Below are 24,501 nucleotides of genomic sequence, written 5' to 3'. Positions count from 1 at the left end.
ACACCAGCACCTCGATCACCTCGACCGCGTCGAAGTCGCCTATGTCCGGTACCTTGATCTCAGTCGTCATAAGATCGCCTTATTTTCTAACCACAGAGGCACAGAGGGCACAGAGCACTAATACGATTCACTCTGTGTGCCCTGTGTCTCTGTGGTTGATCAATCAAATCAAACATACAGCGGCTCCGGCTTCTCCGGATCGATGCCGTATTTCTCGATCGCCTCGGAAACCGTCTTCGGCTTGATCTCGCCGGCGTCGGCCAGGGCCTTGAGGGCCGCGACCGTGATCCAGTAGCGGTCGACCTCGAAGAAGTCGCGCAGGCTCTCGCGGGTGTCGGAGCGGCCGAAGCCGTCGGTGCCCAGGGTGTAGTAGGGCGCCGGCACGAAGGCCCGGATCAGGTCGGCGTAGGCCCGCATGTAGTCGGTGGCGGCGATCACCGGGCCCTGCGCGTCGCCCAGGCACTGCGCGACGTAGGACACCCGCGGCTCGGCCTCCGGGTGCAGGGTGTTCCAGCGTTCGGCCGAAAGACCGTCGCGGCGCAGCTCGCCGAAACTGGGCACGCTCCAGACGTCGGCGGCCACCTTCCAGTCCTCGGCCAGCAGGTCCACCGCCGCGATCGACTCGCGCAGGATGGTGCCCGAGCCGAGCAACTGCACCCGCTTCTTGAGCCGGCCGTCGCCTTCCGAGAACCGGTACATGCCGCGGACGATGCCCTCGGCCGCGCCCTCCGGCATCGCCGGGTGGGCGTAGTTCTCGTTCATCATGGTGATGTAGTAGTAGACATCCTCGTGCTCGGCGTACATGCGCCGCAGGCCGTCCTGCACGATCACCGCCAGTTCGTAGGCGAAGGTGGGGTCGTAGGCCCGGCAGTTGGGGATGGTGTGCATCAGCAGCAGGCTGTGTCCGTCCTGGTGCTGCAGGCCCTCGCCGTTGAGGGTGGTGCGCCCGGCGGTGCCGGCCATGAGGAAGCCGCGGGTACGCATGTCGCCGGCGGCCCAGCAGAGGTCGCCCACCCGTTGGTGGCCGAACATCGAGTAGAAGCTGTAGAACGGGATCATGGCGACCCCGTGGTTGTAGTAGGACGTGCCGGCGGCGATGAACGAGGACATGGAGCCGGCCTCGGTGATGCCTTCCTCCAGGATCTGGCCGTTGATCGCCTCCTTGTAGTAGGCGAGTTGGTCCGAGTCCTCGGGCTCGAAGAGCTGGCCCACGGGCGAGTAGATGCCCAACGACCGGAACAGGCCCTCCATGCCGAAGGTGCGGGCCTCGTCGGGCACGATCGGCACGACGCGCTCGCCGATGTTCTTGTCCCGCGTCAGCATCTGCAGGATGCGCACGAAGGCCATGGTGGTCGAGTACTCGCGGTCGCCGGAGTCCGCCAGCAGCCGGTCAAAGGCCTTGAGTTCCGGGATCGTCAGGCTCTCCCAGTCCTGGCGGCGCTTCGGCAGGTAGCCGCCCAGCTCCTCGCGGCGGGCCTTGAGGTACTGGATCTCCTCGGAGTCCTCCGGCGGCTTGTAGAACGGCGCCTCGCCGATCTTGTCGTCGTCCACCGGGATCTCGAAACGGTCGCGGAATTCCTTGAGCGCCTCCTCGCCCATCTTCTTCTGCTGATGGGTGATGTTCTGGCCCTCGCCGGCCTCGCCCATGCCGTAGCCCTTGACGGTCTTGGCCAGGATCACGGTCGGACGGCCGTTGTTGAGGTTCACGGCGCGGTGGTAGGCGGCATAGATCTTGTGCGGATCGTGGCCGCCGCGGTTCAGGCGCGAGATGTCCTCGTCCGAGAGCGAGGCCACCATCCGCTCCAGCTCGGGATACTTGCCGAAGAAATGCTTGCGCGTGTAGGCCCCGCCCTTGGCCTTGAACGCCTGGTACTCGCCGTCCACGCATTCGTTCATGCGCTTGACCAGCAGGCCGTCGTGGTCCTGGGCGAGCAGGCCGTCCCAGAGCGCGCCCCAGATCACCTTGATCACGTTCCAGCCGGCGCCGCGGAAGGCGCCCTCGAGTTCCTGGATGATCTTGGAGTCGCCCCGCACGGGTCCGTCCAGGCGCTGCAGGTTGCAGTTGACCACGAAGACGAGGTTATCCAGTTTCTCGCGCGAGGCGACGTCGATCGCGCCCAGCGATTCCGGCTCGTCCATCTCGCCGTCGCCGCAGAAGCACCAGACCTTACGGCCGTCTGTGGGACGCACGCCGCGGTTCTCCAGATAGCGCATGAAACGCGCCTGGTAGATGGCGGAGATCGGGCCGATGCCCATGGACACGGTGGCGAACTGCCAGTAATCCGGCATCAGCCAGGCGTGCGGATAGGACGACAGGCCCTTGCCGCCCACCTCGGCGCGGAAGTTGTAGAGCTGCTTTTCGTCGAGACGCCCCTCCAGGTAGGAGCGGGCGTAGATACCCGGCGCGGAGTGGCCCTGGATATAGACCAGGTCGCCGTCGTGATCCTCGCTCGGGGCATGGAAGAAGTGGTTGAAGCCGACATCGTACAGCGTCGCCGCCGACGCGAAGCTGGCGATGTGCCCGCCGACCCCCTCGTGGTGGCGATTGGCCTGGACCACCATGGCCATGGCGTTCCAGCGGATGATCGATCGGATGCGCCACTCGATGGCGGGATCGCCGGGCGAACGCGCCTCGGCCTCCGACGGGATGGTGTTGACGTAGGCCGTATACGGCGAGAAAGGAATATAGGCGCCCGAGCGACGGGATTTCTCGATCAGCGCCTCGAGCAGGAAATGGGCCCGCTCCGGTCCCTCGTGCTCGAGTACCGCTTCCAGCGCGTCAAGCCACTCCCGAGTCTCCTCGGCATCGACGTCACCGTTCCGGGCAGGGGCTAGCCGTGCCTCCTCCGACTGGCTCATGGAACACCTCTGTTTGCGGACCACGCGGCCCGGTATATGCCGCATCGGATAGTACCGGTACGGTCGCCGCAAGAGAAATACCCTAAAGTGTGGTCCGGCGGGCAGTGGCCGGACCAATCCCACCCTGGCATGCTTCCCGGCATGATCCGCTCATGGCTACATCAACGGCGTCGCCGTCGCTCGGCGCCGCGGCTGCTGTTGCCGCCCGCCGTCCGCGGCCATGCGGGCGGGGAACGCTGCGTGGGTGTCGAGCTGGAGTTCACCGGCCTGGGGATCGAGCGCATCGGCGAGATCGTGCGCCGCAGTCTGGGCGGCGAGATCCATCCGCACACGCCCTACGAGCAGTCGGTACGCAACACCGCCCTGGGCGAGTTCCGCATCGAACTGGACTACGCCTATCTGAAGCGCCTGGGCCGGCGCGGTGACGACGGCGACGACGCCCCCGGCGAGCTCGAACGCCTGTCCGAGGACATGCTGGCGGCGGTGGCCAAGCGGGTGGTGCCCTTCGAGATCGTGTCGCCGCCGGTGCCGGTGTCCCGGCTCGGCGAGCTGGAGCCGTTGATCGCGGGCCTGCGCGAGGCCGGCGCCAAGGGCACCGCGGAATCGCCGATCTACGCCTTCGGCCTGCACCTGAACCCCGAGCTGCCGGCCCTGGACGCGGCCACCGTGCTCGCCTACCTGCGCGCCTATGCGGTGCTGTTCGACTGGCTGCGCCGGGAGTCGAACGTCGACCTTTCCCGGCGCATCTTTCCCTACATCCAGCCCTGGCCGCGGGATTACGTGGCACGGTTGATCCGGCCCGACTACGCCCCGGACATCGAGGGTCTGGTGGACGACTACCTGGCGTACAACCCCTCCCGCAACCGGGCCCTGGACCTGCTGCCGCTGTGCGCCCACCTGGCGCCGGAACGGGTCGCCGCGGCGGTGGACGACGAGCTCGTCTCGGCCCGGCCGACGCTGCACTATCGTCTGCCGAACTGCGAGATCGAGCGCCCGGACTGGCGCCTGGCCGAGCCCTGGGGCTACTGGCTCGCGGTGGAGCGGCTGGCCGCGGACCGCGAACGACTGGACCGGGCCTGTGCCGCCTACCGCGAGCACCTCGACGGTGCCCTGGGCGGTCTGCTCGGGGACTGGGCGAGCGCGGCGGAGGCGTGGACGTGAGTCGGGACCGGCCGCTGGTGGGGATCACCGGACCGGCCGGCGTCTGGAGCCCGGGCTGGTGGTGCGCGGCCCATGCGATACGGCGCGCCGGAGGGCGGCCGGTGCGCCTGACCGCGACACGGCCGACGCCGCCGGCGCCGCTCGATGCCGTGATCATCGGCGGCGGCGACGACATCAGTCCGGCCCTGTATCAGGCCCCGCAGAATCCCGCGCGGCGACTGGACCCGGCGCGCGACGCCTTCGAGTTGCGCGTACTGGACGCGGCACTGGCACGCGGCCTGCCGATCCTGGGCATCTGCCGCGGCGCCCAACTCCTGAACGTGGTGCATGGCGGCACCTTGCACGCGGATATCCGCACGCGCCGCCGTCATCCGCCCTACCGGGCGACATTGCGCGCCCGGCGGCCGGTCGCGATCCGGCGTGGCAGCCGGTTGGCGGCGATCCTGGGCACGCGCCGCATCCGGGTGAACAGCCTGCATCGGCAGGCGGTGCGCGGTCTCGGCCGCGGTTTGCGGGCGGTCGCGCGCGACCGCGACAACATCGTCCAGGCGATCGAGGCCACCGACGGCGGTCCCGTCATGGGGGTGCAATGGCATCCGGAATACCTGCTGCTGCGGCACGAGCAGACACGACTGTTCGCCGCCCTGGTGACGGCATGCGCGGCGGCCTGAAGCGGGTGGCGGCACGCGCAGCGTGCCTGGTCACGGCCTGCCTGCTGGCGGCAACCGCCGCCGCGGCGCCGCGCCACGTGGCCGAGATCGCCGCGGCCCATCCGCACGATCCGCGCGCTTTCACCCAGGGCCTGCTGTTCGCCGACGGCGTGTTCTACGAGAGCGTCGGGCGCTATGGCGAATCCGCGCTGCGCCGGGTGGACCCGGAAACCGGCGAGGTCCTGGCCGAGCGCCGTCTCGCCGACGATTATTTCGCGGAGGGCCTGGCCCTGGTCGGCGAGCGCCTGATCCAGCTCACCTGGAAGGCGGGGCAAGGCTTCGTCTATGACCGTGCGAACCTCGAACGCATCGCCACGTTCGAGTACGAGGGCGAAGGCTGGGGCCTGGCGTACGACGGCGAGCGCCTGATCATGAGCGACGGCAGCGACGTGCTGCGCTTTCTCGACCCGGACGACTACAGCCGCATCGGGACCCTCGCCGTGACCCACCGCGGACAGCCGGTGCCCCGGCTCAACGAACTGGAATACATAGACGGCGAGATCTGGGCCAACGTCTGGACCACGGACCTGATCGCGCGCATCGATCCGGACGACGGCCGGGTCATCGGCATTATCGATGCCCGCAGACTGCGTTCGGCGCTGCCCGCCGGCTATCGCGTGGACGTGCTCAACGGTATCGCCCACGACCCGGAGACCGACCGCCTGTTCCTCACCGGGAAGTGGTGGCCGCGGCTGTTCGAGATTCGTTTGCGTGCGGCAAGCAGCGACTGACCTGGACGCGACGGGGTCACTTGCCGATGCAGAAGGAGGCGAATATCTCGCCCAGCAGGTCGTCGCTGCTCACTGTTCCCGTGATCGTTCCCAGTGCCTCCTGGGCCAGACGCAGCTCTTCCGCCAGCAATTCGCCCGCCTGCTCCGCCACGAGCCGCTCACGCCCGGAGTCGAGTGCCGCGCCGGCACGATCCAGCGCGTCCAGATGACGCCGCCTGGCGCTGAAACCGCCGGCCTCGGCCGAACGATAGCCGGCGCAGTCCTTGAGCCGTTCCACCAGGGTCTCGAATCCGGCGCCCGTGGTGGCGGACAAGCGCAGATCGCCGCTGTCGTCGCGCCCCGGCGACGCCCCGCTGAGATCGCACTTGTTCCGGATCAGGATCACCCGTTCCGCCGCCAGGTCGTTTAGCAGGCGCCGGTCCTCGGCCGTCGGCCCGATCCGGTCGTCCACGACGAGCAGGATGCGATCGGCGTCCGTGATCTCCGCGCGCGCCCGACGCACCCCCTCCACTTCCACGGGATCGCCGGTCTCCCTGAGACCGGCGGTATCGGCCACGTGCAGGGGCAGGCCGTCGAGGCTGATCGCCTCGCGAAGCACGTCGCGGGTGGTACCGGCGATGGCGGTGACGATGGCGGTATCGCGACCGGCCAGGCGGTTGAGCAAACTGGATTTTCCCACGTTGGGCGCGCCCGCTATCGCCACGCGCAGACCCTCGCGCAGCGCGGCACCGCGGCCGGCCTCGCGACGCAGTGCCGACAGGGCTTCGCGTACCCCGTCCAACCGTTCCAGGACGCCGCCCTCGCTCAGGAAATCGATGTCCTCGTCGGAGAAATCGATGGCGGCCTCGACATAGACCCGCAGTTCGGTGAGCGAATCGGCCAGGGCGTGGACCCGCGCCGAGAATGCGCCTTCCAGGGACCGCAGCGCCGCGGATGCCGCCGCGTCGGTGTCCGCCTCGATCAGGTCCGCCACCGCCTCGGCCTGGGCCAAATCCAGACGGTCATTGAGAAACGCGCGCTCGGTGAATTCGCCGGGCCGGGCCGGGCGCGCGCCGGCGGCGAGCGCCGCCTGCAGGACCGCGTCCAGCACCGCCGGACCGCCATGTCCCTGCAACTCCAGAACGTCCTCGCCGGTATACGAGTGCGGACCGGGGAAAAACAGGACGATGCCGCGATCGATGGGATTGCCGGCACTGTCGCGGAAGGTCCGGAGCCCCGCCGTGCGGGGCGCGGGTGGGGCGCCGACGATCGCGGTCGCGATTCCGGCCGCGCCGGGCCCGGAGATCCGGACCACGCCGATGCCGCCGCGACCGGGCGGCGTGGCGATGGCGGCGATGGTGTCGACCTGTCCGGTCACTGCCGAAAGGGCCGAAGGCGGGTCAGCTCGAAGCCGACTTGTGGCTCAGGCCTTCGTTGTCGAGCTTGCGGTAGATGTACCACTGCTGGGCGATCGACAACAGGTTGTTGGTGAACCAGTACAGCACCAGACCCGCCGGGAAGAAGGCGAAGAAGACCGCCAGCGCGACCGGCATGATCTGCATCATGCGCTGCTGCATCGGGTCCATGGTCATGCTCGACGACGACAGCTTCTGCTGCGCGAACATGGTGATGCCGAAGGCCACCGGCAGGATGTAGAAGGGGTCCGGGCTCGACAGGTCGTTGATCCAGAGCATGAAGTCGGCGTGGCGCAGTTCCACCGACTCCCGCAGCACCCAGTACAGGGCGATGAATACCGGCATCTGGACCAGCAGCGGCCAGCAGCCGCCCAGGGGATTGAAGCCCTCCTTCTTGTACAGATCCATCATCTTGGACTGCAGCTTCTGGCGGTCGTCGCCGTACTGTTCCTTGAGCTGCTGGATGCGCGGCGCGAACTTGCGCATGCGCGCCATCGCGCGGAACTGCGTTTCGGAGAGCTTGTAGAACGCGAGCTTGATCAGGACCGTGAGCAGCACGATCGCCCAGCCCCAGTTGCCGACCAGCGAGTGCAGCGCGTCCAGGACCCAGAACAGGGGCTCGGCGATCACGGTCAACAGGCCGTAGTCGACGGTCAGCGGCAGACCCCGGGCGGCGGCGTCGAGTTGGTCGCGCAGCTTGGGCCCCAGGAACAGGTCGGATTCCAGGACCGCGGTCTCGCCGGCGGCGATGCGGGTACGGCCGCCGACATAGCCGCTCTCGTAGCCCGACAGCCGCGACCCCGGGATGTTCTTGGGACGGGCGAAATAGCTGACCGTGGTATCCGGGGCCGGCACCAGGGCACCCAGGAAATAGTGCTGCATCATCGCGATCCAGCCGCCGGTCTGCTGGGCCTTCAGCGGCTGCTCGGCCACGTCGCCGAAATCGAGCTTCTCGAAACGGTATTCGCCCTTCTCGTCCTGCTTGGCCTGGTACCAGGCCACGCCCATGAAGCTCTGGGCGAACGGCGCGTCCTCACTGTGCTCGTAAGGCGTGCGCCAGAGACGGGCATACGGGCTGACGGTCCAGTCCGAATCCGAGCCGTTGGTGACCTCGTGACGCAGACCGATCTCGTAGCTGCCGCGCGTGAACACGTAGGTCTTGGTCACGCGGCGGCCGGCATCGTCGGTCCAGGTCAGCGGGACCTCGAGCCGCTCTTCGCCCTCGGCGAGCCGGTACTCGTCGCGGGCGCTCTCGAAATCGTCGTTGTGATTGGGGGCCGCATGCTCGGCCCCGATCAGCCCGTTCTGGGCGATGAAGAAGTTGGGTATGCGGTCGTTGAGCAACCGCAGGTCGTTGTCGGGCCGATCCTGTGATACCGGCACGCCACGCAATTCGAGGCGGCGCAGATCGCCGCCGCGGGTATCGATCTCGGCCACGAACTTGTCGGTGACGACGCGGATGCGCTCGCCGCCGGGCAGGGTATCGCCGTCTGTGGCCGGCCCCATCTCGGGACGGGTATCGTCCTGCGCTTGCGTGTCTTCGCCGCTACCTTCGCCGGGCGCGGCATCGATACTGGGGACATCGTCGGCGGCGGCGGATGCCAGCTCGCCGCGCTCCGCAACCTGCTCCCGCGGGGCCGGCTCGGCGTAATCCGCCTGCCAGGCCTGCCAGAGGAAGAAGCCGATGACACCCAGTGCGCAGAGCAGGGCGAAGCGGACGTTATCCATGGTCGCGATCCATAACCGGGGCTACCCTCTGGTGGCATCGGTGGCCAGTCGCCGCCAGTGCCCGGCGAGACTGTCGAACAAGCGCGCATTGTCGCGTTCCGCGAGCCCGGAGCGGGCCAGCACGACAATGTCGACCGCCGGCAATTCGGCGGCATGATGGCGAAAACTCTCGCGCACGATGCGCTTGATGCGATTGCGGTCGACGGCCCGGCCCAGCCGCCGCTTGGCGATCGCGAGGCCGAGACGTGGCATGGTACCGCCGTTGGCGGCGGCGATTACCACGAAGCAGCCGTCGGCGCGGCGGCGGCCCTGCGCGAACACACGGTGGAAATCCGCGGCGCGGCGCAGCCGCGCGGTTCCCGGGAATCCCGCTCCGTCACGCCGCACGTGGGGCCCGTGCAGGCCCCGCCTTATGGCGTGAGCCGCTTGCGCCCCTTGGCGCGGCGGCTGGCGACAACGCCACGGCCGCCCTTGGTGGACATGCGGGCGCGAAAGCCGTGGGTCCGCTTGCGTCGCAGGTTGCTCGGTTGAAAAGTTCTCTTCATCGCGTTTCCGGCGCCGTCAGGCGGGCTCCGCCGACCTCGGTAATTGGAAGGGCGCGGATTTTAGCCGGCTGCCTTGCCGCTTTGCAACTAATGAGGGACGGTTGTGGATAACTCGCCGCAACTGTTGTAGTGTCGCATGGCGATGCCGCAATGGCGTCGCCGAACACGGGGTGAAGCACCGGATTTTCCACGCGGCGGAGGTCATGCCTTGGCGGATGCGTTGTGGCAGGAATGCCTGTCCCAACTGGAGGGGCGACTGGCGGAGAAGGACGTCAATCTCTGGCTGCGTCCTCTCCAGGCGGTAGTCACCGAGCGCGGCCTGGATCTGTTCGCACCGAACGAGGTCGTGCGCGACCAGGTCGACCAGCAGTTCCGCCCGCTGATCGAGAGTACCCTCGGAGAAATCGGCAGTGCCGCGCAGGTCCGGGTCACCGTCGGCGGCGGCGGACAGCCCCGCCGCGAGGAAGGCCGCCGGCTCGGCGGCTACCGCAGCAACCTGGACCCGCGCTATACCTTCGAAACCTTCGTCGAGGGCAAGTCCAACCAGATCGCGCGGGCCGCGGCCGAACAGGCGGCGAGTACCGAGAACCTGGCCTACAACCCGCTGCTGATCTACGGCGGCGTGGGCCTCGGCAAAACCCACCTGATGCACGGCATCGGCAACCGGCTGCTCGACGGCAATCCCCGCGCCAAGGTCGTCTACGTGCGCTCGGAGCATTTCGTCAACGAGCTGATCACGGCCATCCGCCACAACCGGATGGACGACTTCAAGGGCCACTATCGCTCGGTGGACGCCCTGCTGATCGATGATATCCAGTTCTTCGCGGGCAAGGATCGGTCCCAGGAGGAGTTCTTCCACACGTTCAACGCCCTGCTGGAAAGCAAGCAGCGGATCATCCTGACCTGCGACCGATTCCCCAAGGAGGTCGAGGGCCTGGAGGATCGCCTCAAGTCCCGGTTCGCCTGGGGCCTGTCGGTGGCGGTGGAACCGCCCGAACTGGAAACGCGCGTGGCGATCCTGCTCTCCAAGGCGGAGCAGCACGAGGTGATGCTGCCGCAGGAAGTGGCCTTCTTCGTCGCCAAGCGGGTGCGCTCCAATGTCCGTGACCTGGAGTCCGCCCTGCACCGGCTGACCGCGACCGCCAAGTTCTCGGGCGCGCCGATCACCATCGATTTCGCCAAACAGGCGTTGCAGGACATGCTCGCCGTCTACGATCGGCTCGTGACCCTGGAGAACATCCAGAAGACGGTCGCCGAGTATTACAAGATCAGGCTCAACGACCTGAACGCCAAGAAGCGGACCCGGTCGGTGGCACGCCCGCGCCAAGTGGCCATGGCCCTGGCCAAGGAGTTGACCAACCACAGCCTGCCGGAGATCGGCGAGGCCTTCGGCGGCCGCGACCACACGACGGTCCTGCATGCCTGCCGCAAGGTGAAGTCGCTGCGCGAGACGGACGCCCGCATCGACGAGGATTACACCAACCTGTTCCGGACGCTGACGCGATGAGCGGAACCCCGGAGAACAACCTGTGGACAAACGGTGTTCAGGCCGGTTACAACTCGGCGCGGATTGCGCCGCCGGCTATCGGCCCACATGTAATCCACAGGATACCGACCGCCCCTACAGGATTCGACAACAGGGTTGTTGTTATCCCAATGCCTTGTTTTTAAAGGGATTTAGTGTCTTTTCACCAGAAAACGCAGCGGCCTGTTACGACTACGACTGTCTTTTATTCTTATAGGTTTATCGTAAGGGATCGCGGACGGAGCGTGTGACAAGGGGATCAGAATGAAACTGCAGACGCAGCGCAACGACCTGCTCGGCGCCCTCCAGGCCGTTATCGGCGTGGTCGAGCGCCGGCAGACCATGCCCATCCTGTCGAATCTGCTGCTCAAGGCGGAGAACGACACCCTATCGATCACGGCCACGGACCTCGAGCTGGAGCTGGTGACGCACGTGGCCGTCCAGGTTCAGCAGCCGGGGGCGATCACGGTGCCGGCGCGAAAGCTCCTGGATATCTGCCGCGGTCTGCCGGAATCGGCGGATATCGAGCTGGAGGTTCGCGAGCAACGTGTCCGCATCGCCTCCGGACGCAGCCGCTTCGTGTTGTCGTCGTTGCCGGCGACGGAGTTCCCGTTCCTGGACGAGATCACGGCCGGCGACAGCGTGGCCCTGCCGCAGAATGCGCTCAAGCGTTTGCTGGAACGAACGCAATTCGCCATGGCGCACCAGGATGTCCGTTATTACCTGAACGGTCTGCTCCTGGTGATCGGCAGCAACGGGGTCCGTGCCGTGGCCACCGACGGCCATCGTCTGGCACTGGCGGATGTCGAGTGCGAAACCGGTCTGTCCGAGACGCGGCAGGTGATCGTGCCGCGCAAGGCGATCGTCGAGCTGCAACGGATGCTGGCTGCCAGCGACGACGAGGTCCGCCTGACCCTGTCGGATAACCACATCCAGGTACACCTGCCGGATATACGGTTCACCAGCAAGCTTATCGACGGTCGCTTCCCGGATTACCAACGGGTGATCCCGGACGCCGGGGACAAGCTCCTGACCGGCGACCGGGAAGCCGTGCGTCAGGCCCTGACCCGGACCGCCATCCTCTCCAACGAGAAGTTCAAGGGCGTGCGTCTCTCTCTGGACGAAAACCGCCTGCGACTCCAGGCCCAGAATCCGGATCAGGAAGAGGCCGAGGACGAGATCGAAGTGGAGTACGGGGATGCGCCGATCGAGATCGGCTTCAACGTGAACTACCTGGTGGATGCGCTTTCCGTGATGGAGGCTGATCAGTTCACCCTCGAGCTGACCGGCCCGGACAGCAGCGGCCTGTTGCGCGAGAAGGGCGACGAGAGCAGTCAGTACGTCGTCATGCCGATGCGTCTCTAGGCGGGAAAGGCCGCCCGCCGCGACGCATGTACCTGCGCCGGGTCGATATCCGGAACTTCCGTTGCTGGGAGCGATGCCGGATCGATCCGGCATCGGGGCTGAACCTCATCATCGGCGAGAATGCCTCGGGCAAGACGAGTTTGCTCGAAGCGATCTACTTCCTGGGACGGGCCCGTTCCTTTCGTCAAACCCCGCCGAACCGGCTGATACGACGTGGCGCGGACGCATTCAATCTGAATGCGGAGGTGGTGTCCGAGGATCGCCGGCCGCTGCGCATCGGCATCGAGCGCAAACCCGGCAATACCCGTCTCCGTCTGGACGGGCGCGAGGATGTCCCGCTCCTCGATCTGGTCAGTGCCTTGCCGGTACAGGTCATCGACCCGAACATTCATCGTCTCCTCGAAGAGGGGCCACGGCACCGGCGACGCTATCTCGATTGGGGAGTGTTCCACGTGGAACATGGCTTCTTTCCGGCCTGGCGGCGATATCGTCGTGCCCTGCGGCAGCGCAACGGCGCCCTTCGTCGCGGATTGCCCAAGACCGACGTGATTGTCTGGGACAGCGAGCTCGTGCACGCGGCGAAGGATGTGGATGCCTGCCGCCGGAGTTACCTGCATGCACTCGAACGGGTATTGCCCGAGATGGTCGGCGAGATCCTGGGCGAGGGCGAGGTGGTGCTCGATTATCATCCGGGATGGCCGCTGGACGAGGATTACGGCTCGGCGCTTCTGCACAGCCTGGAACGGGACCGCAGGATGGGTTTTACCCAGCACGGCCCGCATCGAGCGGATCTGCGGGTGCGGGTCGCCAGCATGACGGCCCGGGATTGGGTTTCGCGCGGTCAGCAGAAGGTTCTGACGGCCGCGCTGCTGCTTGCCCAGGCGGCGTTGCTCGATCGTCGCCGCGGCATTCGGCCGGTGTTGTTGATCGACGATCTGGCCGCCGAGCTGGGGGGTACTTACCGTGCGGCGGTCATGCGGGCCATCGGGCGGCTGCGGGGGCAATGCTTCCTGACGTTTCTGGATGAGGCCCTGGTGCCGGAGGGGACGGGCGAGTGCGCGATGTTCCACGTGGAACATGGTCGGGTGCGACGCGGGGCGTGAACACGCTCGTGCTATAATTTCCCTTTTATAAATCCGGCACGCCACCACGGCGCCAGCCGGCTCTCCTTCCTCCGCGACGGGCAAGCTTCATGGCGGATTCCAAGGGCTACGATTCCAAGAGCATCAAGGTCCTGAAGGGCCTCGAGGCCGTGCGCAAACGGCCGGGTATGTACATCGGCGATACCGACGACGGCACCGGCCTGCACCACATGGTGTTCGAGGTCGTCGACAACGCCATCGACGAGGCGCTGGCCGGTCACTGTCAGGAAATCCAGGTCACGATCCACTCGGACCAGAGCGTCACCGTCTCGGACGACGGTCGCGGGATTCCGGTCGACATGCACGAAGAAGAGGGCAAGTCGGCGGCCGAGGTGATCATGACCATGCTGCATGCCGGCGGCAAGTTCGACGACAACTCGTACAAGGTGTCGGGCGGCCTGCACGGCGTGGGCGTCTCCGTGGTCAATGCGTTGTCCGACAAGCTCGAATTGACCATCCACCGCGACGGCAAGGTTTACAGCCAACGCTACAGCATGGGCGAACCCCTCGGGCCGCTGGAGGTTGTCGGCGAAACCGGGGTGAGCGGCACGCATATCCACTTCCACCCGAGTCCGGAAACCTTCAGCAACATCGAATTCAATTACGACACGCTCGCCAAGCGATTGCGCGAGCTGTCCTTCCTGAATTCCGGTGTGCGCATCCGCCTGACCGAAGAGGCGAGCGAACGCGACGTTGTGTTCGAGTACGAGGGCGGTATCCGCGCCTTCGTCGAGCACCTCAATGAGAACAAGACCCCTCTCCACGAATCCGTCTGCTACTTCTCGTTCGAGCGTGAAGGCATCGTGGTCGAGGTCGCGATGCAGTGGAACGACTCCTATCAGGAGTCCGTGTTCTGCTATACCAACAACATTCCCCAGCGCGACGGCGGCACGCACCTGGCGGGCTTCCGGGCCGCGCTGACCCGCACCATCAACGGCTATATCGAAAGCGAGGGTCTGGCCAAGAAGGAAAAGGTCAGTCCGTCGGGTGACGATGCGCGCGAAGGGTTGACCGCGGTGGTCTCGGTCAAGGTGCCGGACCCTAAGTTCTCCTCGCAGACCAAGGACAAGCTGGTGTCCTCCGAGGTCAAGGGCGTGGTGGAATCGGTCACCAGCGAGAAACTGTCCGAGTTCCTGCTGGAGCACCCGCGCGAATCGCGCGTGATCGCGGCGAAGGTGGTGGATGCCGCCCGCGCCCGGGACGCCGCCCGTCGCGCCCGCGAGATGACACGCCGCAAGGGGGCGCTGGATATCGCCGGGCTCCCCGGCAAGCTGGCCGACTGCCAGGAGAAGGATCCGGCCAAGTCGGAGCTGTTCCTGGTGGAGGGCGACTCCGCCGGCGGTTCCGCGAAGCAGGGCCGGGATCGCCATTACCAGGCGATCCTGCCGTTGAAGGGCAAGATCCTGAACGTGGAGAAGGCGCGTTTCGACAAGATGCTGTCGTCGGTCGAGGTGGGAACGCTGATCACCGCGCTCGGCTGCGGCATCGGGCGCGACGAGTTCGACCCGGAGAAGCTGCGCTACCACCGGATCATTATCATGACCGACGCGGACGTGGACGGCTCCCACATCCGTACGCTGCTTCTCACGTTTTTCTACCGCCAGATGTTCCCCTTGATCGAGGCCGGCAACGTCTATATCGCCCAGCCGCCGCTTTACAAGGTCAAGAGCGGGAAGCAGGAGTACTACGTCAAGGACGACCGTGAACTCAACGACTACCTGCTGCGTATCGCCCTCGACAAGGCCGAACTGCGGGTGGACGCCGACGCACCGCCGATCAGCGCCGAGGCCCTGGAGCGGCTGGCGCGCGACTATTCGGCGATGCTGGCCGATATCCACCGACTCGCACGGCGTTACGACGAGACCAGCTTGCGTCAGATGAGCTATCTGCCGCAGGTCACCCCCGAGCGTTTCGCCGACGCCGAAGGCATGCGGGATTGGGCGAGTCAGCTACAGGCGCGCCTCGACGCCCTCGGGGACAACCGTCATCAGTACGAGGTGCAGATCAACCCGGCCGACGGGGAGCATCCGATGCATCTCCAGGTGACCCGCCGCAGCCATGGTATCCCGCATATATTCGTTTGGCACGAGGATTTCTTCAACGGCCGCGAATATCAGCGCATGGCCGGGCTCGGCCAGGAATTGCTCGAATTGTTCGGCGACGGGGCGGAGATCAAGCGCGGCGAGCGTACCCAGCCCGTGGAGAGCTTCGAGCAGGCCTATGAATGGCTGTTGGAGGAGGCCAAGCGCGGCCAGCACATCCAGCGCTACAAGGGTCTGGGGGAAATGAACCCGGAGCAGCTCTGGGAAACCACCATGGACCCGGATAGCCGGCGTCTGATGCAGGTCAAGATCGATGATGCGGTGGCCGCGGATCAGATATTCACCACGCTGATGGGCGACCATGTCGAGCCGCGCCGCGAATTCATCGAGAGGAATGCGCTCCAGGTGTCCAATCTGGACGTTTAATAACCAATAAAATCAGTTAGTTATATTATCTCTCGAAGCCGTGCCGGATCAGCGGCGCGGTTACGGGATAGACCAGGATCGAAGCGACCGCGGCGGGGATGTTGAGGACATCCCAGGCCATGATGCCGGCGCCCAGGCCCGCGAAGACGCGCCCCCAGAGCACGACGCCCAGCAGGATCGCGAGAACCGTGCTCACCAGCGCGCCCGCCGCTGCCGAGCCCGGTGCGAAGCCGGACCGGTGTAGCCACAGGCCCTGCATGAACGCCGCCATCAGGTAGATCGGCGAGCCGCTCCAGGCCTGGGTCCAGAGCAGTTCCCAGACCGATACGTCCATCAGCTACCCAGGATCGCCGCCGCCGCGGCCGCCAGATCGTCGTGGATCGCGATGTCCGCCAGCTCGGCCCGGTGCTCTGTTTCCGTGTCGCGGCCGTTGCCGGTGCGTACGAGCACCGGCGTGGCGCCGCCGGCACGCGCCGCCTGGAGATCGCGCCAGGAGTCCCCCACCGCCGGTACGCCTTTCAGGTCCGTGCCCAGGCGTTCCGCGATCTGGTGATAGAGACCGGGCTCGGGCTTGCGGCAGGCACAATCCGCGTCCGGGGCGTGGGGACAGAAGAAGACGCCGTCGATGCGGCCGCCCAGCTCCGCCGCCATGCGCAGCATCTTGTCGTGGATGGCGAACAATTCGCCATACCCGAACAGGCCGCGTCCGATCCCCGACTGGTTGCTCGCCACCACCACCCGCCAGCCGGCATGGGTGAAGCGTGCGATCGCCTCCAGGCTGCCGTCGATCGGGCGCCACGCCTTGGCGCTGCGGATGTGGTCCGGGTCGTCGTGGTTGATGACGCCGTCGCGGTCGAGGACGATCAGACGCATGCCGGCCCCCGGTCAGGATTCCACGGGCAATCGCGAGATGTCGGCGACCGCGCGGCACTGGGTGTCCAGGGCGGCAAGCAGGGCCAGCCGGTTCTCGCGGATCTTGTCGTCCTCGGCCATGACCAGGACATCGTCGAAAAAGGCATCGACCGCGGGCCCCAGCTCGGCCAGGCGGCGCAGGGCCTCGGTGTACTCACCGGCGTCACTGCGGGCCTGCAGCTCGGGCGCCAGGCGCTCCACATCCGCGTGCAGCGCGCGCTCGGCCGGCTCGACCAGGAGATCGGGCACCACCGGAGCCGCTTCGTCGGCCCGGTCCTTCAGGATATTGCGCACGCGCTTGTGCGCCGCGCACAGGGTCCGGGCGGCGGATTCGGCCATGAAAGTACGGATCGCCTGTAGCCGGCGATCGAAATCGCGGGGATCGTCCAGGCCGTGTGCCGCCACCGCCTCGAATGCCTCGGCGCCGATGCCGCGCTCGGCATAGTAGGCGCGAAGCCGGTCGCGGTGGAAATCGACGAGCTCGGCCACGACCGTATCCGCGTCCACCGTGACGGGTTGGGTCGCCACCGCGTGTGCCAGGGTGTCTCGGAGGCCGAAAGACAGACCGCCCTCGATACTGATCCGCAATACGCCGAGCGCGGCGCGGCGCAGGGCGAACGGATCCTTCTCGCCGCTCGGCCGTTTGCCCAGGGCGAAAATACCCGCGAGCGTGTCCAGCTTGTCCGCCAGGGCCAGGGCCCGCCCCGCCGGCGTCGCCGGGATGGGTCCGCCGGCCGCGCGCGGCAGGTATTGTTCTTCCAGCGCGATTGCCACGTTCTCGGGTTCGCCGGCCTCGAGCGCGTAGTAACGCCCCATGGTGCCCTGCAGCTCCGGGAACTCACCGACCATTTCGGTCAGCAGATCGGCCTTGGCGAGCGTGGCGGCACGGGCGACCGCGTCGGCATCGGCGCTCGCGGCGCCCGCCAGGCGCCCGGCCAACTCGGCCACGCGTTCGCTCTTGGCGGCCAGGGAACCCAGATCGCGCTGGAAGGTGACTCGGGCCAGGCCGTCGGCCAGCTTGGCGAGGCCCTGGCGACGATCCTGTTCCCAGAAGAAGAGCGCATCCGCGAGCCGCGGGCGGACCACCCGCTCGTTGCCGGCGATCACCCGCTGCGGCTCGCGGCTTTCGATGTTCGCGACCGTGACGAACGCCGGTAGCAGCGAGCCGTTGTCGTCCTCGACCGGGAAATAGCGTTGATGCCCCTCGAGGGTCGAGATCAGGACCTCGCGCGGCAGGGCCAGGAAACGATCCTCGAAGCGTCCGGCCAGGGCCACCGGCCATTCCACCAGGGCGCAGACCTCGGCCAGTAGGTCGTCGTCGACCAGCGCACGGCCGCCGGCTTCGCCGGCGCGGGCCGCGACCTGCTCGCGCACGGCCTCGCGCCGTGCTTCGGGATCGACCAGCACGTAACCCGGATTCCGCAGGCGTTCGATGTAATCGTCGGCGTTGGGCAGCTCGATCGGCTCGGGATGATGGAAGCGGTGTCCGCGGGTGACGCGTCCGGCGCGGCAGTCGAACAGAGTCAACTCGATCACCCGGTCGCCGTGCAGCGCCGTGACCCAGTGCACGGGACGCACGAACGTGGTCTCGGAATCGCCCCAACGCATCCGCTTGGGCACGGGCAGGGCACGCGCCGCGCCCGCGGCGATCTCGGGCAGCAGCTCGGACAGCGCCCGGCCGGCCTCGGTGCCGGCATAGGCGAGGCGCTCGCCCTTGTCCGTGTCGCGGGTTTCCAGCTCGGCGATATCGACACCGCAGGATCGGGCGAAGCCCTCGGCGGCCTTGGTCGGATTGCCGTCGGCGTCGTAGGCGGAAGCGACCGGCGGGCCGAGCCGTTCGATCCGCCGGTCGGCGGCCGCTTCCGCCACCGCTTCCACCAGGACCGCGAGCCGCCGCGGGCTCGACAGGGCCCGTGCCTTGCCGCGATCCACGCCGGCCTCGTCCAGACCGGAGGCCACGCCGTCCGCCAGGGCCCGCGCCAGGCGGTCCAGCGCCTTCGGCGGCAACTCCTCGGTGCCGATCTCGAGTAGCAGGGTCGCCGCCGTCATGCCGCCTCGCGCTTGCCGAGCGGGAAGCCGAGCGCCTCGCGCGAGGCGTAGTACGCCTCGGCCACGGCCCGTGCCAGGCCGCGTACCCGCAGGATGTAGCCCTGACGCTCGGTCACCGATATGGCGTGCCGGGCGTCCAGGAGATTGAAGGTATGGGAGCAATCCAGCATGCGTTCGAAGGCCGGTAGCGGCAGGGCCCGTTCGACCAGGACGCGGCACTCGGCCTCCAGCCGGTCGAAGCGGTCGAACAGGGCGTCCGTGTCCGCGATCTCGAAGTTGTAGGTGGATTGCTCCACCTCGTTCTGATGGAACACGTCGCCGTAGGTCACGCCGGAGTCGCGGTTCCAGACCAGGTCGTAGACGCTCTCGACCTCCTGGATGTACATGGCGATGCGTTCCAGACCGTAGGTGATCTCTCCCGAGACCGGGCGGCAGTCGAGGCCGCCCACCTGCTGGAAGTAGGTGAACTGGGTGATCTCCATGCCGTTGAGCCAGACTTCCCAGCCGAGCCCCCAGGCCCCCAGCGTGGGCGACTCCCAGTTATCCTCCACGAAACGGATATCGTGCACCGCCGGATCGAAGCCGAGGGCCGCCAGGGATGCCAGGTACTGTTCCTGGATATCCGCCGGCGACGGCTTGAGCAGCACCTGAAATTGATAATAATGCTGGAGCCGGTTGGGGTTCTCGCCGTAGCGGCCGTCCGTGGGCCGCCGCGACGGCTGCACGTAGGCCGCGCGCCAGGGTTCGGGGCCGATCGAGCGCAGGAAGGTGGCGGGGTGGAAGGTACCCGCGCCGACTTCCATGTCCAACGGCTGGACGACGACGCAGCCGCGTTCGGCCCAGAAGCGCTGCAATGTCAGGATGAGTTCCTGGAAGTCCATGGGATTCGCTACCGGATTGGGGCGTGCGAGAGCCGCCGCAGTATAGCGGACCGCCGCGGGGCCGTATAATGCGGTGGCCCTCGTCCGGCAGCCTTGACCCCGGATGGTGCAACAGCGTTGCTGCTGTTCCATTTTGGTGCGCATCGTGGCGGTGCATGCCCGGGAATGACGCATAAAGGCCTGATAGACCGTGACGTGATGGTTTGGCACGGAATCTGCCTTTATAGTGCCCGCATCGCCGGGGCGTGACCCGGCGCACCCGAAAACAGTTTCCGATCAGGAGGGACCATGTCGAAATCCGACGTACTGAAGATGATCAAAGAGCGGGACGTCAAGTTCGTGGACTTGCGTTTCTGCGACACGCGCGGCAAGGAGCAGCACGTCACGCTGCCCGCCCACGCGATCGACGAGGAGGCCCTCGAAGAGGGCAAGATGTTCGACGGTTCCTCCATCGACGGTTGGAAGGGCATCAACGAGTCCGACATGATCCTGATGCCGGACACCGAAACGGCGGTGATGGATCCCTTCTTCGAGGAGCCCACCCTGATCCTGCGCTGCGACGTCCTGGAGCCGAACACGCTGCAGGGCTACGAGCGCGATCCGCGCACCATCGCCAAGCGCGCCGAGGCCTACCTCGCCTCCACGGGCGTGGCCGACACCGCCTTCTTCGGTCCGGAGAACGAGTTCTTCATCTTCGATTCGGTGAACTGGCACACCGAGATGCGCGGCGCCGGCTACGCGGTCGACTCCGAGGAGGCCTACTGGAACTCCGAGCGCCTGTACGAGGGCGGCAACCTGGGCCATCGTCCGGGCATCAAGGGCGGCTATTTCCCGGTGCCGCCGGTGGACGCCTTCCAGGACCTGCGCTCGGCCATGTGCCTGGCGATGGAAGAGATGGGTCTGGTCACCGAGGTGCATCACCACGAGGTGGGCACGGCCGGCCAGGGCGAGATCGGCGCCCGCTTCAACACGCTGGTGAAGAAGGCTGACGAGATGCTGGTCTACAAGTACTGCGTGCACAACGTGGCCCACAGCTTCGGCAAGACCGCCACCTTCATGCCCAAGCCGCTGGTCGGCGACAACGGGTCCGGCATGCACGTCCACCAGTCGCTGTCCAAGGACGGCAAGAACCTGTTCGCGGGTGACGAGTACGGCGGCCTGTCCGAGACCGCGCTGTACTACATCGGCGGCATCATCAAGCACGCCAAGGCGATCAACGCCTTCGCCAACGCCTCGACCAACAGCTACAAGCGTCTGGTCAAGGGCTTCGAGGCGCCGGTGCTGCTGGCCTACTCCGCGCGCAACCGCTCGGCGTCGATCCGGATCCCGTGGGTCGCCAGCCCGAAGGCGCGCCGGATCGAGGTCCGCTTCCCCGACTCCACGGCCAACCCCTATCTCGCCTTCGCGGCGATGATGATGGCCGGCCTGGACGGCATCAAGAACAAGATCCATCCGGGCGAGGCCATGGACAAGGATCTGTACGACCTGCCGCCCGAGGAAGAGAAGGCCATCCCGACCGTGGCCCAGTCCCTCAAGGAAGCCCTGGACGCCCTGTCCGCCGACCGCGAGTTCCTCAAGGCCGGCGACGTGTTCAGCGACGACCTGATCGACGGCTACATCGACCTCAAGACCGAGGAGGTGCTGCGTCTGCATATGACCACGCACCCGGTCGAGTTCGACATGTACTACTCGATCTGAGGCGACCCAGGTCGCGCTCGCCGAGGCGCCCCGAGAGGGGCGCCTTTTTTATGCCCGAAACGCTTGTCCGAGCCGGACGGCGGCGCTATGTTGGGGTCATGCGGATGCCCCCCTACATGCTTCTGCTCCTGCTCGTCCTGATGGCCGCCCAGGCTCATGCCCAGGACGTCTACCGCTGGGTCGACGAGGACGGCGTGGTCCACTACAGCGATCGTTCCCGGGGCGAGGCCGAGCGGGTCCGGCTGCCGGAGCTGCAGCGGATGGACAGCATCCGCGGAACCGCCGGAAACGAGGGCGAGAGTTCGTCCGGGGCGGCCGCCGTCGGGGTACGCATCGAACGTCCGCGCGCGGACGAGACCTTCCGCGATCCCCGCGGCCTGGTGCCGGTGTCGGTGGGATTGTCCGGCGAACTCGCCAGCGGCCGGGTCCTGATCTATTACCTGGACGGTCGGCCCGCCCTCGATCCGACACGCCGCCCGAGCGTCCAGCTCCAGGGCGTGCCGCGCGGCGAGCATCGCGTGAGCGTGGCCATACGCGAGGGCGGCGAGGAGATCGCCCGCAGCGAGGCCGTGACCTTCTACATGCGGCCGCCTTCCAGCCTGTCGCCGACCTCCGAGTCGGATTCGGGCGCACCGACCGCCCCCGGCAGCGGGGGCGTACAGGGTGCGCCCGCGGCCCCCAGACCCGGAGCCGGCGGCAACCCCTGACGACTCGTTTGCACCAATATGGTGCGTGACGCGCTACAATCGCTGGCGCGACTCTTGCACCGAAAAAAGGTATGAACCGTCGTCCGCCACAGAACGGGGTGCGCCCCGACACCGTTCTCGACAACATGACCACGGCCGTGGTCTGCCTGGACCGCGACCTGTGCGTCGGCTATATCAATCCGGCCAGTGAAATCCTGTTCGGGGTGAGTGCGCGGCACTGTCGCGGCGAGCGCCTCGACAAGGTGTTGCCGCATCTCGCCGGCCAGCAGCGTCATTTCCAACAGGCCCTGGCCGACGGCGCCGCCTATACCAAGCGTGAGCTCAAGCTCAAGCATTCGGGCGGCGAACCGATCACCGTCGATTGCAGCGCCACGCCGTTCACCAACCGCAACGGCGATCCGGCACTGCTGCTGGAACTGCTTTCCCTGGACCGGCAGCTCCGGATTTCGCGCGAGGACCAGATGCGGGCGCAGAATCTCGCCAACCGCGAGATGCTCCGGGGGCTGGCGCACGAGATCAAGAATCCCCTGGGCGGGCTGCGCGGGGCGGCGCAATTGTTGGCCCGCGAATTCGCCGATCCCGCCGCGCACGAGTACACCGATATCATCATCCGCGAGGCCGACCGGCTACAGAATCTGGTCGACGGGATGCTCGGGCCGCGGCGCCCGCCGCAAAAGGCGCCGCTGAATATCCACGAGGCGCTGGAACACGTGCGCCAGCTCCTGGAAGCCGACCTGCCCCAGGGCGTCCACCTGCTCCGCGACTACGACCCGAGCCTGCCCGAGATCCGGGCCGACCGCGAGCAGATGATCCAGGTCTTCTTCAATCTGGTGGGCAACGCCGGTCAAGCGGTAGACGGTTCCGGCCACGTCACGCTGTGTACCCGGAGCCAGCGCCTGTTCACCATCGGCGGCCGCCAGCACCGGTTGGTCATCCGGGTCGACGTGATCGACGACGGTCCCGGCATCCCCGAGGAACTGCTGCCCAAGATATTCCACCCCATGGTCACCTCGCGTGCCGACGGTACCGGCATGGGTCTGCCGATCGCGCAGTACCTGGTGCACCTGCACGGCGGGTTGATCGAGTGCGACAGCAAGCCGGGCGAGACGCGATTTTCGGTATTTCTGCCCCTCGACGGCGGCGAGAGCGAGGAATCTGACAATGGCTGAACTGACGGCGTGGGTCGTCGACGACGACACGTCCATACGCTGGGTTCTGGAGCGTGCCCTGACCGGCGCCGGCATCCAGGCCCGCAGCTTTCCCGGCGGCGCGGAACTGCTGGACGCCCTGGAGGAGTCGGCCCCCGACGTCCTGCTGACCGACATACGCATGCCCGGCATCTCCGGGCTCGACCTCCTGGACCGCGTCTGCGACGCACACCCCAAGCTGCCCATCATCATCATGACCGCGCATTCCGACCTGGACAGCGCGGTCGCCGCCTATCGCGGCGGCGCCTTCGAGTACCTGCCCAAGCCCTTCGACCTCGACGAAGCGGTGGACCTCGTGCGGCGCGCCGCCCACCTGCGCGGCGAGCGCCGCTCGGAGTCGGGGAACGGCGAGGCCGGCACCGCCATCATCGGCGAGGCGCCGGCGATGCAGGAGGTTTTCCGCGCGATCGGGCGCCTGTCGGCCTCGCACATCACCGTCCTGATCACGGGCGAGTCCGGCACCGGCAAGGAACTGGTGGCGCGCGCGCTGCACGAGCACAGCCCGCGGGCCAGCAAGCCGTTCATCGCGGTGAACACCGCCGCCATCCCCAAGGACCTGATGGAATCGGAGTTCTTCGGTCACGAAAAGGGCGCGTTCACCGGTGCCCAGGCCCAGCGTCGCGGCCGGTTCGAGCAGGCCGACGGCGGCACCCTGTTCCTGGACGAGATCGGCGACATGCCGCCGGAATTGCAGACCCGCCTGCTGCGGGTGTTGTCGGACGGTCAGTTCTATCGGGTCGGCGGCACCACGCCCTTGACGGTGAACGTGCGCATCATCGCCGCCACCAACCAGGACCTGGAATCGGCGGTGGCCAAGGGCGAATTCCGCGAGGATCTCTACCACCGGTTGAACGTCATCCGGCTGCGGGTGCCGCCGCTGCGCGAGCGCCGCGAGGACGTGCCGCTATTGTTGCGGCACTTCCTGGCGCGGGCCGCGCGCGAGCTGCAGATGGACGGCAAGCGGCTGCATCCGGACGTCACGGATTACCTCGCGACCCTGGACTGGCCCGGCAACGTCCGGCAGTTGGAGAACCTGTGCCGCTGGCTCACCGTGATGGCGCCGGGGGCCGAGGTCCTGATCGAAGACCTGCCGGCGGAACTGCGGGGCCGCGATCCGGGGGAGGCCGCCGATCCCACCGCGCCCTCGGGCGGCACCAGCGTGACGCAGGCCGTCGAATGGGACCAGCAGCTCGCGCGCTGGGCCGAGCGCGCCCTCGCCGAGGGCGGGCAGCACATTCTCGACGAGGCATTGCCGCGCTTCGAGCGGGTCCTGATCCGCACCGCCCTGGCCCATTCGGGCGGTCACCGACAGGAAGCGGCACGCCTGCTGGGCTGGGGGCGCAATACCCTGACCCGCAAGATCAAGGAACTGGCGATGGACATCTGAGCGGCGCTGGTCCCCCGGCGTCGGCAACGCC

At 67.1% G+C, this 24,501-nt stretch carries 20 protein-coding genes; 11 read left to right on the top strand and 9 right to left on the bottom strand.

What is annotated here, in order from left to right; all coding sequences use genetic code 11:
• Positions 1 to 168: 168 nt before the first annotated feature.
• A complete protein-coding gene (gene aceE, locus PC39_RS15755; protein ID WP_353254371.1) occupies positions 169 to 2,859 on the bottom strand; it encodes a pyruvate dehydrogenase (acetyl-transferring), homodimeric type in 2,691 nt (896 codons plus the stop codon).
• 240 nt (positions 2,860 to 3,099) lie between these two features.
• Between aceE and PC39_RS15750 the strand changes: the two genes are divergently transcribed.
• From PC39_RS15750 to PC39_RS15740, 3 genes are read left to right on the top strand one after another with little or no spacing between them, the layout of a single operon-like run.
• The gene (locus PC39_RS15750; RefSeq protein ID WP_353254370.1) at positions 3,100 to 4,020 is read left to right on the top strand and encodes an amidoligase family protein; all 921 of its coding nucleotides are present in this window, start codon (positions 3,100 to 3,102) and stop codon (positions 4,018 to 4,020) included.
• Positions 4,017 to 4,691 carry a gamma-glutamyl-gamma-aminobutyrate hydrolase family protein gene (locus tag PC39_RS15745; protein ID WP_353254369.1) on the top strand — a complete coding sequence of 225 codons (675 nt, stop codon included), beginning with the start codon at positions 4,017 to 4,019 and terminating at the stop codon, positions 4,689 to 4,691. The genes PC39_RS15750 and PC39_RS15745 overlap by 4 nt, the downstream gene beginning before the upstream one ends.
• Entirely contained in the window at positions 4,676 to 5,461 is a 786-nt protein-coding gene (locus PC39_RS15740; RefSeq protein WP_353254368.1) for a glutaminyl-peptide cyclotransferase, read from the top strand. Before PC39_RS15745 ends, PC39_RS15740 begins: the two co-directional genes overlap by 16 nt.
• 16 nt (positions 5,462 to 5,477) lie before the next feature.
• Here PC39_RS15740 and mnmE read toward each other — a convergent pair whose 3' ends face one another.
• From mnmE to rpmH, 4 genes are read right to left on the bottom strand one after another with little or no spacing between them, the layout of a single operon-like run.
• A complete protein-coding gene (gene mnmE / locus PC39_RS15735) occupies positions 5,478 to 6,818 on the bottom strand; it encodes a tRNA uridine-5-carboxymethylaminomethyl(34) synthesis GTPase MnmE (protein ID WP_353254367.1) in 1,341 nt (446 codons plus the stop codon).
• A 22-nt stretch (positions 6,819 to 6,840) separates the two neighbouring features.
• Positions 6,841 to 8,583 carry a membrane protein insertase YidC gene (gene yidC, locus PC39_RS15730; RefSeq protein ID WP_353254366.1) on the bottom strand — a complete coding sequence of 581 codons (1,743 nt, stop codon included), beginning with the start codon at positions 8,581 to 8,583 and terminating at the stop codon, positions 6,841 to 6,843.
• A 21-nt stretch (positions 8,584 to 8,604) separates the two neighbouring features.
• The gene (rnpA, locus tag PC39_RS15725; protein WP_353254365.1) at positions 8,605 to 8,970 is read right to left on the bottom strand and encodes a ribonuclease P protein component; all 366 of its coding nucleotides are present in this window, start codon (positions 8,968 to 8,970) and stop codon (positions 8,605 to 8,607) included.
• Between the two features lie 23 nt (positions 8,971 to 8,993).
• Positions 8,994 to 9,128 carry a 50S ribosomal protein L34 gene (rpmH, locus tag PC39_RS15720; protein WP_353254364.1) on the bottom strand — a complete coding sequence of 45 codons (135 nt, stop codon included), beginning with the start codon at positions 9,126 to 9,128 and terminating at the stop codon, positions 8,994 to 8,996.
• Positions 9,129 to 9,336: 208 nt separating this feature from the next.
• Between rpmH and dnaA the strand changes: the two genes are divergently transcribed.
• The 4 genes from dnaA to gyrB all read left to right on the top strand — a co-directional run bounded on the left by dnaA (position 9,337) and on the right by gyrB (position 15,628).
• Positions 9,337 to 10,635, top strand: a complete 1,299-nt coding sequence (gene dnaA / locus PC39_RS15715) for a chromosomal replication initiator protein DnaA (protein ID WP_353254363.1) — start codon at positions 9,337 to 9,339, stop codon at positions 10,633 to 10,635.
• Between the two features lie 282 nt (positions 10,636 to 10,917).
• Positions 10,918 to 12,018 (top strand): DNA polymerase III subunit beta, encoded by a 1,101-nt coding sequence (gene dnaN, locus PC39_RS15710; RefSeq protein WP_353254362.1) that lies wholly within the window; start codon positions 10,918 to 10,920, stop codon positions 12,016 to 12,018.
• A 26-nt stretch (positions 12,019 to 12,044) separates the two neighbouring features.
• Positions 12,045 to 13,121, top strand: a complete 1,077-nt coding sequence (recF, locus tag PC39_RS15705) for a DNA replication/repair protein RecF (RefSeq protein WP_353254361.1) — start codon at positions 12,045 to 12,047, stop codon at positions 13,119 to 13,121.
• Between the two features lie 89 nt (positions 13,122 to 13,210).
• Positions 13,211 to 15,628 carry a DNA topoisomerase (ATP-hydrolyzing) subunit B gene (gene gyrB / locus PC39_RS15700; protein WP_353254360.1) on the top strand — a complete coding sequence of 806 codons (2,418 nt, stop codon included), beginning with the start codon at positions 13,211 to 13,213 and terminating at the stop codon, positions 15,626 to 15,628.
• Positions 15,629 to 15,653: 25 nt separating this feature from the next.
• Here the strand turns inward: gyrB and PC39_RS15695 are convergent, their stop codons facing one another.
• The 4 genes from PC39_RS15695 to glyQ are packed head-to-tail and all read right to left on the bottom strand — an operon-like array spanning position 15,654 to position 19,470.
• A complete protein-coding gene (locus tag PC39_RS15695; RefSeq protein ID WP_353254359.1) occupies positions 15,654 to 15,962 on the bottom strand; it encodes a hypothetical protein in 309 nt (102 codons plus the stop codon).
• A complete protein-coding gene (gene gmhB, locus PC39_RS15690) occupies positions 15,962 to 16,501 on the bottom strand; it encodes a D-glycero-beta-D-manno-heptose 1,7-bisphosphate 7-phosphatase (protein WP_353254358.1) in 540 nt (179 codons plus the stop codon). The genes PC39_RS15695 and gmhB overlap by 1 nt, the downstream gene beginning before the upstream one ends.
• Before the next feature lie 12 nt (positions 16,502 to 16,513).
• Positions 16,514 to 18,589, bottom strand: a complete 2,076-nt coding sequence (glyS, locus tag PC39_RS15685) for a glycine--tRNA ligase subunit beta (RefSeq protein WP_353254357.1) — start codon at positions 18,587 to 18,589, stop codon at positions 16,514 to 16,516.
• Positions 18,586 to 19,470: a glycine--tRNA ligase subunit alpha gene (gene glyQ, locus PC39_RS15680; RefSeq protein ID WP_353254356.1), complete on the bottom strand. Its 885-nt coding sequence runs from the start codon at positions 19,468 to 19,470 to the stop codon at positions 18,586 to 18,588. The genes glyS and glyQ overlap by 4 nt, the downstream gene beginning before the upstream one ends.
• 288 nt (positions 19,471 to 19,758) lie before the next feature.
• On the opposite strand from glyQ, the gene glnA reads away from it, so the two are divergent.
• The 4 genes from glnA (at position 19,759) to glnG (ending at position 24,470) form a co-directional block, all read left to right on the top strand.
• On the top strand, positions 19,759 to 21,168 hold the full coding sequence (gene glnA / locus PC39_RS15675; protein ID WP_353254355.1) for a glutamate--ammonia ligase: 1,410 nt from the start codon (positions 19,759 to 19,761) through the stop codon (positions 21,166 to 21,168).
• Between the two features lie 116 nt (positions 21,169 to 21,284).
• A complete protein-coding gene (locus PC39_RS15670; protein ID WP_353254354.1) occupies positions 21,285 to 21,875 on the top strand; it encodes a DUF4124 domain-containing protein in 591 nt (196 codons plus the stop codon).
• 71 nt (positions 21,876 to 21,946) lie between these two features.
• Complete coding sequence (gene glnL, locus PC39_RS15665; RefSeq protein WP_353254353.1) at positions 21,947 to 23,044, top strand: nitrogen regulation protein NR(II); 1,098 nt, start codon at positions 21,947 to 21,949, stop codon at positions 23,042 to 23,044.
• Positions 23,037 to 24,470: a nitrogen regulation protein NR(I) gene (glnG, locus tag PC39_RS15660; RefSeq protein ID WP_353254352.1), complete on the top strand. Its 1,434-nt coding sequence runs from the start codon at positions 23,037 to 23,039 to the stop codon at positions 24,468 to 24,470. The genes glnL and glnG overlap by 8 nt, the downstream gene beginning before the upstream one ends.
• Positions 24,471 to 24,501 lie beyond the last annotated feature (31 nt).

This window comes from Salinisphaera sp. PC39, assembly GCF_040361335.1.
GTDB lineage: Bacteria > Pseudomonadota > Gammaproteobacteria > Nevskiales > Salinisphaeraceae > APNM01.
Note: the sequence above shows the minus strand (reverse complement) of the source record. Positions and strands in the feature narration are given on the sequence as shown.

Excerpts from the sequence above, each read along its gene's own strand:
- gyrB (WP_353254360.1), top strand. The coding sequence starts at position 13,211 with ATGGCGGATTCCAAGGGCTACGATTCCAAGAGCATCAAGGTCCTGAAG.
- glnA (WP_353254355.1), top strand. The coding sequence starts at position 19,759 with ATGTCGAAATCCGACGTACTGAAGATGATCAAAGAGCGGGACGTCAAG.
- glyQ (WP_353254356.1), bottom strand. The coding sequence starts at position 19,470 with ATGGACTTCCAGGAACTCATCCTGACATTGCAGCGCTTCTGGGCCGAA.
- PC39_RS15695 (WP_353254359.1), bottom strand. The coding sequence starts at position 15,962 with ATGGACGTATCGGTCTGGGAACTGCTCTGGACCCAGGCCTGGAGCGGC.
- aceE (WP_353254371.1), bottom strand. The coding sequence starts at position 2,859 with ATGAGCCAGTCGGAGGAGGCACGGCTAGCCCCTGCCCGGAACGGTGAC.
- PC39_RS15740 (WP_353254368.1), top strand. The coding sequence starts at position 4,676 with ATGCGCGGCGGCCTGAAGCGGGTGGCGGCACGCGCAGCGTGCCTGGTC.
- glyS (WP_353254357.1), bottom strand. The coding sequence starts at position 18,589 with ATGACGGCGGCGACCCTGCTACTCGAGATCGGCACCGAGGAGTTGCCG.
- yidC (WP_353254366.1), bottom strand. The coding sequence starts at position 8,583 with ATGGATAACGTCCGCTTCGCCCTGCTCTGCGCACTGGGTGTCATCGGC.
- glnG (WP_353254352.1), top strand. The coding sequence starts at position 23,037 with ATGGCTGAACTGACGGCGTGGGTCGTCGACGACGACACGTCCATACGC.
- PC39_RS15670 (WP_353254354.1), top strand. The coding sequence starts at position 21,285 with ATGCTTCTGCTCCTGCTCGTCCTGATGGCCGCCCAGGCTCATGCCCAG.
- dnaN (WP_353254362.1), top strand. The coding sequence starts at position 10,918 with ATGAAACTGCAGACGCAGCGCAACGACCTGCTCGGCGCCCTCCAGGCC.
- recF (WP_353254361.1), top strand. The coding sequence starts at position 12,045 with ATGTACCTGCGCCGGGTCGATATCCGGAACTTCCGTTGCTGGGAGCGA.
- glnL (WP_353254353.1), top strand. The coding sequence starts at position 21,947 with ATGAACCGTCGTCCGCCACAGAACGGGGTGCGCCCCGACACCGTTCTC.
- rpmH (WP_353254364.1), bottom strand. The coding sequence starts at position 9,128 with ATGAAGAGAACTTTTCAACCGAGCAACCTGCGACGCAAGCGGACCCAC.
- gmhB (WP_353254358.1), bottom strand. The coding sequence starts at position 16,501 with ATGCGTCTGATCGTCCTCGACCGCGACGGCGTCATCAACCACGACGAC.